At 66.1% G+C, this 15,086-nt stretch carries 12 protein-coding genes and 1 other RNA gene; 8 read left to right on the top strand and 5 right to left on the bottom strand.

What is annotated here, in order from left to right:
* The first annotated feature begins 19 nt into the window (after positions 1 to 19).
* The 6 genes from cpaB to B2G71_RS03500 all read left to right on the top strand — a co-directional run bounded on the left by cpaB (position 20) and on the right by B2G71_RS03500 (position 6,736).
* Positions 20 to 1,051, top strand: a complete 1,032-nt coding sequence (gene cpaB, locus B2G71_RS03525) for a Flp pilus assembly protein CpaB (RefSeq protein WP_098104335.1) — start codon at positions 20 to 22, stop codon at positions 1,049 to 1,051.
* A gap of 50 nt (positions 1,052 to 1,101) precedes the next feature.
* Positions 1,102 to 2,679 carry a type II and III secretion system protein family protein gene (locus B2G71_RS03520; RefSeq protein WP_240529986.1) on the top strand — a complete coding sequence of 526 codons (1,578 nt, stop codon included), beginning with the start codon at positions 1,102 to 1,104 and terminating at the stop codon, positions 2,677 to 2,679.
* A gap of 14 nt (positions 2,680 to 2,693) precedes the next feature.
* Positions 2,694 to 3,362: a CpaD family pilus assembly protein gene (locus B2G71_RS03515; RefSeq protein ID WP_098104334.1), complete on the top strand. Its 669-nt coding sequence runs from the start codon at positions 2,694 to 2,696 to the stop codon at positions 3,360 to 3,362.
* 4 nt (positions 3,363 to 3,366) lie between these two features.
* A complete protein-coding gene (locus B2G71_RS03510) occupies positions 3,367 to 4,662 on the top strand; it encodes a pilus assembly protein CpaE (protein ID WP_098104333.1) in 1,296 nt (431 codons plus the stop codon).
* Positions 4,663 to 4,737: 75 nt separating this feature from the next.
* Positions 4,738 to 5,709, top strand: coding sequence for a type II secretion system F family protein (locus B2G71_RS03505; protein ID WP_098104332.1), 972 nt, complete (start codon positions 4,738 to 4,740; stop codon positions 5,707 to 5,709).
* Between the two features lie 16 nt (positions 5,710 to 5,725).
* Entirely contained in the window at positions 5,726 to 6,736 is a 1,011-nt protein-coding gene (locus B2G71_RS03500) for a type II secretion system F family protein (protein ID WP_098104331.1), read from the top strand.
* Between the two features lie 127 nt (positions 6,737 to 6,863).
* Here the strand turns inward: B2G71_RS03500 and B2G71_RS03495 are convergent, their stop codons facing one another.
* From B2G71_RS03495 to B2G71_RS03485, 3 genes are read right to left on the bottom strand one after another with little or no spacing between them, the layout of a single operon-like run.
* Positions 6,864 to 7,763, bottom strand: a complete 900-nt coding sequence (locus B2G71_RS03495; protein ID WP_098104330.1) for a 5'-methylthioadenosine phosphorylase — start codon at positions 7,761 to 7,763, stop codon at positions 6,864 to 6,866.
* Positions 7,753 to 8,379 carry a TetR family transcriptional regulator gene (locus B2G71_RS03490; RefSeq protein WP_098104329.1) on the bottom strand — a complete coding sequence of 209 codons (627 nt, stop codon included), beginning with the start codon at positions 8,377 to 8,379 and terminating at the stop codon, positions 7,753 to 7,755. Before B2G71_RS03490 ends, B2G71_RS03495 begins: the two co-directional genes overlap by 11 nt.
* A gap of 16 nt (positions 8,380 to 8,395) precedes the next feature.
* Complete coding sequence (locus B2G71_RS03485; protein ID WP_098104328.1) at positions 8,396 to 9,181, bottom strand: SDR family oxidoreductase; 786 nt, start codon at positions 9,179 to 9,181, stop codon at positions 8,396 to 8,398.
* 314 nt (positions 9,182 to 9,495) lie between these two features.
* On the opposite strand from B2G71_RS03485, the gene B2G71_RS03480 reads away from it, so the two are divergent.
* Complete coding sequence (locus tag B2G71_RS03480) at positions 9,496 to 12,570, top strand: TonB-dependent receptor (protein WP_098104440.1); 3,075 nt, start codon at positions 9,496 to 9,498, stop codon at positions 12,568 to 12,570.
* 183 nt (positions 12,571 to 12,753) lie between these two features.
* Here B2G71_RS03480 and B2G71_RS03475 read toward each other — a convergent pair whose 3' ends face one another.
* Complete coding sequence (locus B2G71_RS03475) at positions 12,754 to 13,491, bottom strand: TorF family putative porin (protein WP_098104327.1); 738 nt, start codon at positions 13,489 to 13,491, stop codon at positions 12,754 to 12,756.
* A gap of 256 nt (positions 13,492 to 13,747) precedes the next feature.
* Between B2G71_RS03475 and B2G71_RS03470 the strand changes: the two genes are divergently transcribed.
* Complete coding sequence (locus B2G71_RS03470) at positions 13,748 to 14,566, top strand: metallophosphoesterase family protein (protein WP_098104326.1); 819 nt, start codon at positions 13,748 to 13,750, stop codon at positions 14,564 to 14,566.
* 82 nt (positions 14,567 to 14,648) lie between these two features.
* Here B2G71_RS03470 and rnpB read toward each other — a convergent pair.
* Positions 14,649 to 15,083: RNase P RNA component class A (rnpB, locus tag B2G71_RS03465), an RNA gene on the bottom strand.
* Between the last annotated feature and the right edge of the window lie 3 nt (positions 15,084 to 15,086).

Here is a 15,086-nt window from a genome sequence, read left to right as displayed (position 1 = left end):
CAGGGGGCTTATTTTAGCCATGGATAGAAAGAAGCTGCTGCTGCTGGTCGTGGCGCTGCTCGTCGCAGCGGGGACCGCCTTCGCGGCGCGTACCTTGTTCCTCGGCGCCTCGGCGCCGAAGGCCGAGGCTGTACCGGTCGTGCCGCAGGGGCCGAAGGTCCTCGTGGCGCAAAGGGCGCTGCCGACCGGCACGATCATCACCGCCGATGCGATTTCTTTCCAGGACTGGCCCAAGGAACTCGTCAAGGACGCCTACTTCATCGACGGCGAAGCCGACATGAGCAAGCTGCTCGGCACCGTCGTGCGCTTCCCGATCACCGCGGGCCAGCCGATCACGCAGGGCGCGCTCGTCGCGCCGGGCGACCGCGGCTTCCTCGCCGCCGCGCTCGCGCCCGGCATGCGCGCCGTGACCATTCCGGTATCCGCCAAGACCGGCGTCGGCGGCTTCGTCTTCCCGGGCGACCACGTCGACCTCGTGCTGACCCAGGCGGTCAAGGGCACCGAGGGCGAGCCGCTCAAGGCCTCCGAAACGATCCTGCGCAACCTGCGCGTGCTCGCGACCGACCAGTCGACCGAGAGCGAGACGATCGACGGCAAGACCGTGGTGCGCGCCTTCCGCACCGTCACGCTCGAAGTGACGCCCCGAATCGCGGAGAAGGTCGCCGTGGCGCAGACGATCGGCACGCTCAGCCTGTCGCTGCGCTCGCTCGCCGACAATCAGGCCCAGTTCGAACGCATCCTTGCCAGCGGTGACGTCAAGGTCCCCGAGGGCGCCTCGCCCGAAGAGGAAGAGCGCCTGATGCGCGAGGCGATGAACCGCCCGATCGAGGGTTCGACGACTTATGTCACCGGCGGAGACGTCTCGCGCTTCCAGCGCTCGACCCGGCCGATGACGCAGGAAGAGAAGGTCAACCGCGCGATGACCGCGATGGCCTCGAGCGCCGGCGTCCCGATGCCCCGTGGCGGCGTGAACGGCCCGACGATCCCCACCGGCCCGGTCGTCAACGTGACTCGCGGCAAGGTCACCACCGCAGAACCGGCGGGCAAGTGACCATGGCCCGCATTTCCAGCATGCCTTCCAAGCCGACGAAGGGCACGACCATGAAGACCCGTCTCGCAAAATCCATGATGATCGGCGCCGCCTGCGCGATCGCCCCGCTCGCGGTGTTCTCGGCCGCGCCGGCCGCCGCGCAATCGGTGATCCGCCCGGCCTCCGACATCTCGCTGTCGATCGGCAACGGCCAGCTCGTCAACGTGCCCGGCACGATGTCCGACGTGTTCGTGGCCAACGACGCGATCGCCGACGTGCAGATCAAGTCGACGCGCCAGCTCTACGTCTTCGGCAAGGCCGGCGGCACGACGACGGTCTATGCCAGCAACGCCTCGGGCGACGTGATCTGGTCGGCCAACGTGCGCGTCGGCTCGAACCTCGACAGCGTCGATTCGATGCTGCGCCTCGCCATGCCCGAAGCGCAGATCAGCGTTTCGACGATGGGCAGCAACACCTTCCTGCTCACCGGCACGGTCAAGTCCCCCGAAGACGCCGCCGAAGCCGAGCGCCTCGTCGCGGCCTATGTCGGCGACGGCTCCAACGTGATCAGCCGCCTCCGCATGGCAACGCCGCTTCAGGTCAACCTGCAGGTGCGCTTCGCCGAGGTCAGCCGCTCGCTGGTCCGCGAGATCGGCTCCAATGTCCTGACGCGCGACACGACCGGCGGCTTCCAGTTCGGCTTCTCGCGCGGTCGCGAACTCGGTACGATCGGCAACATCGACACCTCGTCGCTGCCAAAGCTCGACGCGTCCTCGCTCTACGGCCTGCCCGCGGGCACGCTGTCGCTACCGTTCAATCCCGTGACCGGCCAGTTCGTCGTCGGCGGCACCCAGTACGCCTTCACGCCCGTGGAGGGGCAGTCGGTGCTCAACTTCGCGGGCAAGCTCGCCGGGCTCGACATCTCCTCGGCACTCGACCTTGCCGAGCGCGTCGGCCTCGTGACCACGATCTCGCAGCCGAACCTGACCGCGCTTTCGGGAGAAACCGCAGAGTTTCTAGCCGGCGGCGAGTTCCCGGTTCCGATCAGCCAGGGCCTGGGCGCGACGGCGGTCGAATACCGCAAGTACGGGGTCAGCCTCGCCTATACGCCGACCGTGCTCGCCAACGGGCGGATCTCGATCCGGGTGCGTCCCGAAGTGTCCGAACTCTCCAGCCAGGGCGCGGTGACGCTCGACGGCTTCCAGATCCCGGCGCTGACGATCCGGCGCGCCGAGACGACGGTCGAACTCGGTTCGGGCCAGAGCTTCATGATCGCGGGCCTGATGGGCAACAACTCGCAGAACCAGATCGACAAGACCCCGGGCGCCGGCGACCTTCCCATCCTCGGCTCGCTGTTCCGCTCGACGAGCTACCGGCGCGGCGAGACAGAGCTGGTCATCATCGTCACGCCCTATCTGGTGAACCCGGTCAACGCGAAGGACATCAGGCTTCCGACCGACGGCTTCAACGCGCCGAACGAACTGCAGCGCCTGCTCGGCAACATGGACTCGAGCAAGGGCGAGCCCGGGCGGCCCGGCCCGACCATCGCGCCCGAGCCCACCGCGCCGGCTCCCAGTGTGGGTGCCGCCGAGCCGACCGGCAAGTCCGACCGCAATTCCGGCGCCGCGGCGCCCGGCTTCAACCTGTAACGAGTGAGGTGACGATGTTTAACACCCGCAAGCCGGGCCTGTCGGTCCGCACCGCAGCCGCCGCCCTCGCCCTCTCGACCGGCCTCACGCTCGCGGGCTGCGGCGGGATGCCGAGCAACCGCTCGCTCTATTCGGTGCATCAGCCGGTGGTCGAGCGGGTCAACTACACGCTCGACGTCGCCAGCGGCTCGGGCGGCCTCTCCTATTCCGAGCAGCGCCGCCTCGACGGCTGGTTCGACGCGATGGACCTGAAATACGGCGACAAGGTCTACATCGACGATCCGCTCAATGCGGGTTCGACCCGCGACGCCGTGGAGACGCTCGCCTCGCGCCACGGCATCCTCGTCGAGAGCGGCCCCGCGCCGACCACGGCCGGCTACGTCGCAGCCGGAACCAGCCGCGTCGTCATCACCCGCCACAAGGCGAGCGTGCCGAGCTGCCCGGACTGGTCCGCCCGGTCCGACGTCAATCTCGGCAATGCGACCAGCTCGAACTACGGCTGCGCCAACAACAGCAATCTCGCGGCCATGGTCGCCAATCCCGAGCACCTCATCAACGGAGCCGAAGGAACCGGCGAGACGGTCGTCATGAGTTCGACCAAGGCAATCGACAGCTATCGCAAGCAAGCGCCCAGCGGCAGCGGCGGCCTGACGGCAAACAACACCGGCGGCGGAGGTAACTGATCCCATGAACGCACCCTGGAAGTCCGGATCGCAAGGCGGACGTGACCAGTTTGCCGCCTATCTGTGCGACGAGGCCTCGCTCGAAGTGCTGCGTCCGGTGGCGATCGAACTCGGCTGGCAGCCCGAGAAATGCAACAAGGGCGGCCTGCGCAACGCCGTCCAGTCGCTCTCGATCACCGCCAGCCCGAATATCCTGATGGTCGACCTGTCCGAGAGCGGCGATCCGCTCAACGACATCAACGCGCTTGCCGAAGTCTGCGAGCCCGGGACGATCGTCGTCGCGGTCGGGCAGGTCAACGACGTGCGCCTCTATCGCGACCTGATCGCGAGCGGCATCCATGACTACTTGCTCAAGCCGCTCTCGCCCGGCCAGCTACGCGAAGCGCTGCAGCAGGCACAAGCTGTCTTCGCCTCGCCCAAGAACACCGACGGAAGCCTCGCCAAGACGCACGTCTCGACCGCAGTGATCGGTACGCGCGGCGGCGTCGGCGCGTCCACCATCGCATCGTCGCTGGCTTGGCTGTTCAGCTCCGACAGCAAGCTGCCGACCGCGCTGCTCGACCTCGACATCCACTTCGGCACCGGCGCCCTTTCGCTCGATCTCGAGCCGGGGCGCGGCCTGACCGACGCGATCGAGAACCCGAGCCGCATCGACGGCCTGTTCATCGAGCGCGCCATGATCCGGGCGAACGACAACCTCGCGATCCTTTCGGCAGAAGCGCCGATCAACTCGCCGCTTATGACCGATGGCGCGGCGTTCATGCAGCTCGAGGAAGAGTTCCGCCAGGCGTTCGAGATGACCGTCATCGACATGCCGCGCAACATGCTGATCAATTTCCCGCAGCTTCTCGCCGACGTGAACGTGGTGGTGCTCGTCACCGAACTGACGCTCGCTTCGGCGCGCGACACGATCCGGCTGGTCTCCTGGCTCAAGGCCAACGCGCCGCACACCCAGATCATCGTCGCGGTGAACAAGCTCCAGCTCAACATGGCCGAGATCAGCAAGGCCGATTTCGAGGCCTCGATAGAGACCGCGATCGACGTCATGATCCCCTATGACATCAAGGCCGCGAGCAACGCCGCTAAGCTCGGCCAGACCTTCGCCGACGCCAACCGCTCGACCCGCGCCGCCGCGGCGATGCGCGACCTGGCGAGGTTGGTGCAGGGCTCGGGCGAAGCGAGCGCGCACGAAGGCGCGGGCCCTGCCAAGTCCTCGCTGCTCGGCAAGTTCGATCTCAAGTCGCTCATGGCCAAGAAGTCCAAGGCCGGGTCGAACGAAGTCCCGCAAGGCGCCGAATGAGCGAGCGGGCATTGACGGCGGCCGCGGCCTAGGCGCCACGGTCGGCAGAATACTGGGAAGGCAGACGGAAACGCGATGAATATTGTGCAGCTCCTGCTGGTGGCGATGGGCCTGATGGGCGCGATGGTCCTGGGTTACATGCTCCTGGCCGGCCCCTCGCCGGCCAAGGAATCGGCACGCCGCCTGCAAGCCGTCCGCTTCCGCCACTCGAACAGCACCAAGGACAAGGTCGAGGCGCAGATGCGCAAGGCCGTCGCCGCGCGCAAGCCGACGATCCGTTCGATCGCCGGATCGAGTTCGCGCGCCGAGGCGCTGATGCTGCGCCTTCACCGCACCGGCAAGGACTGGACCATCACCCAGTACCTCTATGCCTCGGCCGGGATCGGCGCGGTGCTCACCGTGATCGTCTATCTCAAGAGCGGCGCGCCGCTGCTCGCGCTTGGCGTCGGCATCGCCGGCGGCGCGGGCATTCCCCACTTCCTCGTCGGCTTCTTCATCTCCAAGCGCGCCAATGCCTTCACCGTGAAGTTTCCCGACGCGATCGAACTGCTCGTGCGCGGCCTGCGCTCGGGCCTGCCGGTCACCGAGACGCTGGGCGTGGTCGCGACCGAGGTTCCCGGTCCGGTGGGCGAGGAATTCAAGCTCGTCACCGAACGGATCAAGATCGGCAAGACCATGGAAGACGCGCTTCAGGAAACCGCCGATCGCCTGGCGATGCCCGAGTTCAACTTCTTCTGCATCACGCTGGCGATCCAGCGCGAGACCGGCGGCAACCTCGCCGAGACGCTCGCCAACCTCGCCGACGTGCTGCGCAAGCGCTCGCAGATGAAGCTCAAGATCAAGGCGATGAGTTCGGAATCGAAAGCGTCGGCCTATATCGTCGGCGCCCTGCCGTTCATCGTCTTCGCCATGATCTGGTGGATCAACCCCGGCTATCTCGAAGGCTTCTTCACCGACGACCGTCTCGTCGTGACCGGCCTCGCGGGCCTCACCTGGATGAGCATCGGCGCCTTCATCATGGCCAAGATGGTCAGCTTCGAGATCTGAGCGGGAAACGGCAGTCATCATGGATCAACCCACCGGCCCGACGCTTCTCGGCTTCGACGTCATCTTCGTCGGCACGATCCTGGTCGGCGTCGCCGCGCTCGCGGTGATGCTGGCGATCTATGCCGCGATCACCGTCAAGGACCCGATGGCCAAGCGCGTAAAGGCGCTCAACCAGCGCCGCGAGCAGCTCAAGGCGGGCATCAGCACGGGCGCGCGCAAGCGTGCCAGCCTGGTTCGCAAGAACGAGGCGACCGACAAGATGGGCGAGTGGCTCTCCGCCCTGAAAGTGCTGCAGGACAGCCAGATCAAGCAGATCGAGCAGAAGCTGGCGCAAGCCGGCATCCGCAAGAAGGAATGGGCCGTCGCCGTCGTGTTCGGCCGGCTCGTGCTGCCGATCATCCTCGGCGTCACCGCGCTCATCGTGATCTACGGCATCAACTTCTTCCCCGACTGGGGCTCGATGAAGAAGTTCGGCGCCTTCGCGCTGGCGCTCGGCATGGGCTACAAGCTGCCCGACATCTTCATCACCAACCTCATCTCCAAGCGCACCGACGCGATCCGCAAGGGGCTGCCCGACGCGCTCGACCTGCTGGTGATCTGCGCCGAGGCCGGCCTGACCGTCGATGCCGCCTTCGAGCGTGTCGCCAAGGAACTCGGCCGCGCCTATCCCGAACTGGGCGACGAATTCTCGCTCACCTCGATCGAACTGTCGTTCCTCACCGAGCGCCGCCTCGCCTTCGAGAACCTGGCCTGGCGCGTCGATCTCGATTCGGTGAAGGGCGTGGTCACGACGATGATCCAGACCGAGCGTTACGGCACGCCGCTCGCTTCCGCGCTGCGCGTGCTCTCGGCCGAATTCCGCAACGAACGCATGATGCGCGCCGAGGAAAAGGCCGCACGTCTTCCGGCGATCATGACCGTTCCGCTGATCCTGTTCATCCTGCCGGTGCTGTTCATCGTCATTCTCGGCCCGGCGGCCTGCTCGATCGCCGACGCCTTCTCGAGCGGCGGCCCGGTCAACAACTAGACCGCTTTTTTCCCGGACGAATCCTCGTCCATCACCAGAGAAAGGCCTCGTCCCTCAGGGGACGGGGCCTTTTTGGTTGCAGGCGATTGGCGCCAGGACCTGCGTCGCGAACCGTCGCGCGCACGCCTCAGTCCGCGCCCTCTTCCTTCGCATACAGGCGTCCGGCCACGGCATCGAGGCGGGCGAGGACCTTGGGATCGAGCACGTCGGGCGCGCTCATGATCGCGCCGTCGAGCGCGGTGTCGATCGGGCTCGGCTCGCGCCTGGCCGGCAGCAGGCCCGCCAGCGCGACCAGTCCCTCTCGCGCAGTCGCGGCGTTGGCGTGCATCACCGCGAGGATATCGGCGACGGCGACGCCCTCTTCCTCGTCGCGCCACGCATCGTAGTCGGTGACCATGCCGAGCAGCGCGTAGGGCAGCTCGGCCTCGCGCGCGAGGCGCGCTTCGGGCATCGCCGTCATGCCGATCACGTCGGCGCCCCATTGCCGGTACATCCGGCTTTCCGCCCGCGTCGAGAATTGCGGCCCTTCCATCGCGAGATAGCAGCCGCCCTTGTGCAGGGCGCCGCCGGCCCTGGTCACGGCATCTCCCACCAGAGCCGAAAGGCGAGGACATACCGGATCGGCCAGTGAGACGTGCGCCACGCAGCCCGTGCCGAAGAACGAGCCCTCGCGGCCCACTGTCCGGTCGATGAACTGATCGACCGCGACGAAGGTGCCGGGCGCAAGCTCTTCACGCAGCGATCCGATCGCCGAGACCGCGACGATGTCGGTCACGCCGCAGCGCTTGAGCACGTCGATGTTGGCGCGGTAGTTGATCGCGTGGGGCGGAATACGGTGGCCCGCGCCGTGGCGGGCGATGAAGGTGAAGCGCACCGGGCCGATCCGCCCCGTGGAGACCGGCCCCGAGGGCTCTCCGAACGCGCTCGCGACGGGAATTTCCTGCATGTCCTCGATCGCGATGCCTCCGGCGAGGCCGGAGCCGCCGATCACGCCGATGTGCCACTTCGCGGGTTTGTCAGCGTGCAAGGATGCCTGCCATGATGATGTCGATGGTGTGTTCGCGGTAACGGTCGCGCAGTTCCTCGGTGAGCGTGTCGGTGTCGAAGCAATACTTCATCACCAGCCGCGTCGAGAAGAAGCGGTCCACCGCGCCGGTAACGGTGAAGTAGAACAGTTGCGGGTCGATGTCGCGGAACACGCCGTCGCGCACGCCCTCGCCGATCAGTTCCTCGTAGGCGCGGTAGATCGGCGAGAGATAGCAGTCGGCGATGCGCCGCGCCTCGGCATCGTCGCTTTCGCGGACCATGCGCATCGTCAGGCGGTTGAGATAGGGCACCGCGTAGAAGGTATCGATCACCTTCGAGATGTGGCGCCGCAGCTTGGCCTCGGCGTCCCATTCGTCCTTGGCGACGAGCGCGTCGACGCTGGTGACGATCGCCTGCCAGTCGCGGTCGAGCAGCGCCTTGAGCAGCCCCGCCTTGTTGCCGAAGTAGTACTTCACCAGCGCCGAGTTGAGGCCCGAGCGAAGCGACAGTTCTGACAGCGAGATGTCGACGATGTCGCCGTCGCGCATGATCGCGCTGGCCGTCTCCAGCAGAAGGTCGCGGGCGCCCGGCGGCGCGCTCAGCTCGGCGACGGGCATCGTCTCGGCGCTCTCCCTATCGCGGCGGCATCCGGATCGCGCCGTCGAGGCGCACCGATTCACCGTTCATGTACGAAGTCTCAATCATGAAGAGCGCGAGCTTGGCGTATTCCTCCGCCTTGCCGAGCCGCTTGGGGAACGGCACCGAAGCGGCGAGCGCGTCCTGCACGTTTTGCGGCATGCCCGCCATCATCGGCGTCTCGAAAATGCCGGGCAGGATCGTGTTGACGCGGATACCCTCGCTCATCAGGTCGCGCGCGACCGGCAGCGTCATCGCCAGCACGCCGCCCTTCGAGGCGGCATAGGCGGCCTGGCCGATCTGCCCGTCCTGCGCCGCGACCGACGCGGTGTTGACGATCGCCCCGCGCTCACCGTTGTCGTCGAGCGGGTCGAGCGTGGCCATGCCCGCCGCCGACTTGGCAATGCAGCGGAAGGTGCCGACCAGATTGATCGCGATCGCCTTTTCGAAATAGGCCATGTCGTGCGGCTTGCGCGCACCCGTCTCGCGATCCTTGCCTACGGTCTTCATCGCCGGCGCGATTCCGGCGCAGTTTACCAGGATGCGCTCCTGCCCGTGCGCCTTGCGCGCCTTGGCGAAGCCGGCGTCGGTGCTGGCTTCGTCCGTCACGTTGACTTCGCAGAATACGCCGCCGATTTCCTTGGCGAGTGCCTCGCCCGCCTCGGCATTGAGGTCGAAGATCGCCACTTTCACTCCCGACGCGGCCAGCGCCTTCGCGGTGGCCGCGCCAAGGCCGGACGCGGCGCCGGTGACCACGGCGGCGATCGAACTGTCTAGCTTCATTCAGGAGTCCCTCTTCTCTCCGGCGCCCCGCGCCAACCCGATTTAAGCATCCGGTTAAATCGCACGCGCAGCCCGGTCAATCGCTCTATGTCCGTGCGATAGCCTGTGACGTGACCGCCGAGGCCTGTTGCAGTTTTACCACGAGCGCGAACAACTGCGGAACCGCGTGGCGTTCCCGCTTGCCAGTCCATGCCAAGAAGGAACATCTTAACTATCCCGGCGGAAAGGGAAGAACTGGCATTTCTTCGGGGCATGAACGGAACCGGCCAAACATGGCGGGTCCAGTTGTCACGTTTCGTACTGGGGAAAAGATGATGAGTAATCCTGAACTTCGGGCCGCGCTGCGCGGCCCAAGCCTGTTCGCATTGGCGGCTTTGCTCATGCCGGCCGCCGCATTCGCGCAGTCCGCGCCCGATGGTCAGGCGGCCGAAGCGGAGAACGCCGACGCCATCGTCGTCACCGGCACCCGACTGCGCCTGCCCAACCTCGAATCGCCGGTCCCGGTCACGACCGTCTCGGGCGAGGAATTCTTCCAGACCGGGCAGATCTCGGTGGGCGACGTGCTCAACGAACTGCCCCAATTGCGTTCGACCTTCTCACAGCAGAACTCGACGCGGGCGCTCGGCACCGGCGGGCTCAACCTGCTCGACCTGCGCGGACTCGGCACGGTGCGCACGCTGGTGCTGGTCAACGGCCGCCGCCACGTCGGCTCGGACGTTCTCGGCAACTCGACCCCGGTCGACGTCAACACCATCCCGACCGACCTGATCGAGCGAGTCGACGTCGTCACCGGCGGCAGCTCGGCGGTCTATGGTTCGGACGCAATTGCGGGCGTCGTCAACTTCGTGCTCAAGGACGACTTCGAAGGATTGCAGCTTCGCGCCCAGAACGGCATCAGCAAGTACGGCGACGCCAACAGCTATTACGTGAGCGGCCTTGCCGGCACCAACTTCGCCGACGGACGCGGCAACGTCGCGGTCAATGTCGAATACGCGCACTCCGACGCCTTCTATGCACCCTCGCGTCCGCACACGGCGAAGCTGAGCGGCTACATCGTGCAGGATCTCGACGAGGTCGACGCGCCCAATGGCAGCGACGGGGTTCCCGACCGCCTCTTCTTCGAGGACCTGCGCTACGGTTACTATTCGGACGGGGGCACGGTATTCGACTTCGGCCCCCAGGGCATCGTCCCCTACCTGTTCCAGCCCGATGGCAGTCTGGTGCTGCAAACGGGCCAGCGCGTTGACGACCCCACCTTTCCAGTTCCCTACTTCCTTGGCGGCAACGGCGACAACTTCCGCAGCGGCGAGCAATCGGGCCTGCGACCGGGTTACGACCGCTTCAGCGTCAACCTGATCGGCCACTTCGAGGTTTCGCCCGCCTTCGTGCCCTTCGTCGAGGCGACTTACGTTCGCACCAAGTCGCTGAGCAACAACGCCGGGCCCTTCTTCGTTCCCGCCTACGGGATCGAGACGTTCCGCACGGACAATCCCTATCTCAATCCCCAGGCCGAGTCACTGATCCGGCAGATCTACGGCCTGCCCGATCCGGGCCTTGATTTCGATTTCGACATGTACCGCTCTATCACCGATCTCGGGAACCGCGAGGAGGACGCCAAGCGCGAGACCTATCGCATCGTCGCCGGCGCGCGCGGCGCGATCTCGGACAACTGGGGCTACGAGGCTTCGGTCAATTACGGCGAGTTCCGCGAGAAGACCACGATCCTGGGCAACGTCAATTACCAGCGCTACCTGCTCTCGGCCGACGCGGTGACCGATCCGGCGACCGGGCAGATCGTGTGCCGCTCGCAGATCGATCCTTCGGCGGCCTTTCCCAACCCCTTCGCGATCGATCAGGACTTCGCCGCCGCCGCGCTGGCGGCCGACGTCGCCGCCTGCGTTCCGGGCAACTATTTCGGCGTGGGCGCGCTGTCCCAGGCGGCGCGCGACTACGTCGTTCAGGACACCGTCGCGACCGGCAAGATCACCCAGTTCGTCGCCAACGCGTTCCTGACCGGCAACACCGAGGGCTTCTTCGAGCTGCCCGGCGGCCCGGTCGGACTAGTGCTCGGCGCCGAGTACCGCCGCGAGACCGCGTTCTACGAGCAGGACCCGCTCGTCGTGGCGGGGCAGACGTTCTACAACTCGATTCCCACCTTCGATCCGCCGTCGTTCGAAGTGAAGGAGCTGTTCGGCGAGGTGCGCATCCCGGTGCTCGCCGACATGCCGCTGGCGCACGAGCTGACCGTCAACCTCGCGGGCCGCATGGCCGACTACAAGGGCGCGACCGGCACGGTCTACGCCTACAACGGCAGCATCCAGTACGCGCCGATCCCCGACGTCACGCTGCGCGCGAACTACTCGCGTGCGGTGCGCGCACCGAACGTCTCGGACCTCTACACGCCGCTCGGGACGAACTTCGCCTCGAATTTCGAGGACCCGTGCTCCCAAGTCTTCCTGGCACAAGGGTCGGCGAACCGCGTCGCCAACTGCCGCGCCGACGGCGTGCCCGAGGGCTACAACTATATCTACACATCGTCGCTCCAGTACCGCAGCGGCGGCAATACCGAACTGCGCGAAGAAACTTCGGACTCGATCACTGTCGGCGCGCTGCTGCGGCCGCGCTTCCTGCCCGGCCTCTCGCTTTCGGTGGACTACTTCGACATCGAGGTGGACGACGTGATCACCTCGCCGACCGCGCAGCAGATCGTCGACGCCTGCTATGACGCATCGGATCTCGACAACCAGTTCTGCGACCTGTTCCAGCGTCAGGGAGCGGGAACCGGACCGCAAGGCGAGATCGAGGGGCGAATCCTCGAAGGCAGCCTGCAGGCCTCGCTGCTCAATTACGCCCAGCTCAAGGTGCGCGGCATCGATGCCGACCTGCAGTATTCGCATCTCGTCGAATCGCTGAACACGACCTTCAGTGCACGTGTTTCGTACACGCACATGCTGCAAAACGACGAGTTCCTCGACCCGACCGATCCGGGCCGCGCGAACCAGTTGCTGCTCGAACTGAACTATCCCGAGGATGCGGTGAACCTGAACCTCGGGTTCGACACCGGCAAGTTCAGCTTCGGCTACCAGATGCGCTACATCGGCAAGGCCGTGCTCAACGAGTACGAGGACCTGTTCTCGAAGCAGGGCCGTCCGCCCGAGAACGCCGACTACGCCGAGGACCGGTACTACACCGACGTGTTCTATCACGACATCCGTCTGGCCTATGCGTTCAACGAGGACAGCAACTTCTACCTCGGCGTCGACAATGTCGGCAATCGCCTGCCCCCGCAGGGCCTTTCGGGCACCGGCGCGGGAAGCGGCATCTACGACGTCGTCGGCCGCTACTTCTACGCCGGCGTGAAAGTGAACTTCGCCGGGCTCGGGCTCTAGGCGGCGTCAGGCGTGGGCGGATTGGCCCGCGCCCGGCCGGGCCACCGGGTTTGAAAGCGCGGCGCGCGTCCTTCGGGACGTGCGCCGCCTTTCGGAAGATGCGAAAAAAGCGCGGCCCGGACATACGAAAGGCCCGCCCGGAGAGCCGGGCGGGCCAATCATGCTTTTACGTCTGGGAACGGATCAGAAGCTGACGGACAGCGTTCCGACCACCGCGCCATCGGTGAAGTCGTAGTCACCCGGCGCATAGTCGCCTTCGGCTTCGACGTACGACACGCCGACGGAGAGATTGTCGTTGACCGCGAATTCGGCGCCGACCGACCAGTCGAACGCGTCGCCCGAGTTGGTGTAGGTCAGGAACCCGTCGGTATAGCCGAGGTGCGCCGAGACCGAGACCGGGGTGTTCGGGATACCGACGCCGAGATCGGCGTAGAGGTAGAGGTTGTCATCGCCGCCCAGCGAGTCCTGCTCGAACGCATAAGCCACGCCGAGCGTGGTCTCCGCGGGGCCGACGGTGAAACCGACCGAGCCGTAGACCTCGAAATAGTCGAAGTCGCCCGGGCCCGCGTTGGGGTAGAGGTAGGCGATCACGCCGACGTCGGCGGACACACCGCTCGCCAAGTCACCCGACCAGCCGCCGTAGATATCGAGTTCGGTGTGACCGTAGCCCACCGTGTCCTCGTCGAGCGAGGAGCCCCAGGTGCCGACGTAGAAGCCGCTCGAGTGGCTGAGGTCGATCCCACCCTGGATGGCGATGTCGCCGCCCGAAAGGTCGACGCCGCGGAACCTGTATTCGGTGACCAGCGCCGCGTTGCCGGAAATCGAGATACCCGAATCGTCCTGGGCGAGCGCGGGCGTGGCCGCGAAAGCCGCTCCCGCAAGAAGACTGGCGGCGACGAGGCCGCGTACGGACGTAAGCATGTTATGTTCCCTCACTGTGTTTTTGCCTAGTCCCACCTGCACGACGGTTCGGCCTCTTTATTGCGGGTCCTGACGCCGTCGTGGAATGTTGCTGCCATGTTTCTGCCGCAACGCACAAGAAAAAAATCCCGTATAGGAGGGAGGCCCGCCACAGGTGTTGATTTTATGCCACGCGGGGCAAGCGCCTCCGCCCGTAACCTACGGGTTGTTGACTGCCGATCGCGGCCTTATCTTCTGCGTTGCACCAATTAGGCCCATGACCATACTCAACCTGTTCCGAAAAAGCCGTCCGTCATCGGATGTTTGCTCGTCTCCGACCCGTCCCGGGAGTATTCCGACCGGTGAGCGCGTCTATGCGATCGGCGATGTACACGGGCGCCTCGACCTCCTGCTCGAACTGTCCAAGGCGATCCAGGACGACGACTCCGCACGCGGGCCGGCGGCCACGACGGTCATCTTCCTCGGCGACCTGATCGACCGCGGACCGCACAGCGCCCATGTGATCGAGTTCGTGCGCGAATGGTCGAAGATGCGCGCGGTGCGTACGCTGATGGGCAACCACGAGGACATGCTTCTGGCGAGCTTCGACAATCTGGAGGTTTTCGCCAATTTCCTGCGTTACGGCGGACGCGAGACGATCCTGTCCTACCCGATCGACGCCGAGGCCTTCGCCGCTGCCGACCTGATCGAGGCGCAGGCGATGATGGACGCGGCGATCCCGCAGGCCGACCGCGACTTCATCGCCGGCTTCGAGAGTCGGATCGTAGTGGGCGACTATGCCTTCGTGCATGCCGGCGTGCGTCCGGATTGCCCGCTTCCGATGCAGCTCTCGCAGGACCTGCGCTGGATCCGCGAGCCGTTCCTCAGCTACAGCGGCACGTTCGACTACATCGTCGTGCACGGGCATACGATCACCAAGCAGCCCGACCACCGCCTCAGCCGGATCGGGATCGACACCGGCGCCTTCGCCACCGGCCGCCTCACAGCGCTCGGCCTCGAGGGCACCGATCGCTGGATCATCCAGGCGAACGTCGACGAGGATGACACGATCTCGGTGAGCCAGCGCGCAGCCTGAGCGCGAACGCGTTGCCTGGGCGCCCCATCGTCGCCATGGCAAGGGCGCGGACGCATCCGCGACGAGCGCACCGGACGGAAGGCATGCCGGGGAGCCTGTAAGCCGGGTTCTGTCAGGCGAGCGGTATCGCGATGCGACCGGCCCCGCCTGGGCAGCCATTCCTCTTACGCGGCGCATCGCTGCGCCGCTCCAGCGACCAACCCGGTCCGCCTCGGTCCGAAACAGACCTGCCTCGGAACATAAGTCCTCGGCGCGCGGACCCTATTCGGTCTTGCTCCGGGTGGGGTTTGCCGTGCCGCTCGCCGTTGCCGGGAGCGCGGTGCGCTCTTGCCGCACCCTTTCACCCTTGCCTGCCCGCGAACGGGCATCGGCGGTTTGCTTTCTGTGGCACTTTCCCTGAGCTTCGCGGACCTCGCGGCCCACTCGCCCGGCGGGCGTTACCCGCCACCCTCGTTTCGTGGAGCCCGGACTTTCCTCGGCATGCCTTGCGGCATGACGCGGCTGCCCGGCTCCCCGGCGA

The organism is Novosphingobium sp. PC22D, from assembly GCF_002556635.1.
In the GTDB taxonomy this organism is placed as follows: Bacteria; Pseudomonadota; Alphaproteobacteria; order Sphingomonadales; family Sphingomonadaceae; genus Novosphingobium.
The sequence above is the reverse complement of the archived record's forward strand: the minus strand, read 5'-3'. Positions and strand labels throughout refer to the sequence as shown.

Coding starts and splice junctions, on each gene's coding strand:
- cpaB (WP_098104335.1), top strand. CDS start 20: ATGGATAGAAAGAAGCTGCTGCTGCTGGTCGTGGCGCTGCTCGTCGCA.
- B2G71_RS03520 (WP_240529986.1), top strand. CDS start 1,102: ATGAAGACCCGTCTCGCAAAATCCATGATGATCGGCGCCGCCTGCGCG.
- B2G71_RS03515 (WP_098104334.1), top strand. CDS start 2,694: ATGTTTAACACCCGCAAGCCGGGCCTGTCGGTCCGCACCGCAGCCGCC.
- B2G71_RS03510 (WP_098104333.1), top strand. CDS start 3,367: ATGAACGCACCCTGGAAGTCCGGATCGCAAGGCGGACGTGACCAGTTT.
- B2G71_RS03505 (WP_098104332.1), top strand. CDS start 4,738: ATGAATATTGTGCAGCTCCTGCTGGTGGCGATGGGCCTGATGGGCGCG.
- B2G71_RS03490 (WP_098104329.1), bottom strand. CDS start 8,379: ATGCCCGTCGCCGAGCTGAGCGCGCCGCCGGGCGCCCGCGACCTTCTG.
- B2G71_RS03485 (WP_098104328.1), bottom strand. CDS start 9,181: ATGAAGCTAGACAGTTCGATCGCCGCCGTGGTCACCGGCGCCGCGTCC.
- B2G71_RS03480 (WP_098104440.1), top strand. CDS start 9,496: ATGAGTAATCCTGAACTTCGGGCCGCGCTGCGCGGCCCAAGCCTGTTC.
- B2G71_RS03475 (WP_098104327.1), bottom strand. CDS start 13,491: ATGCTTACGTCCGTACGCGGCCTCGTCGCCGCCAGTCTTCTTGCGGGA.
- B2G71_RS03470 (WP_098104326.1), top strand. CDS start 13,748: ATGACCATACTCAACCTGTTCCGAAAAAGCCGTCCGTCATCGGATGTT.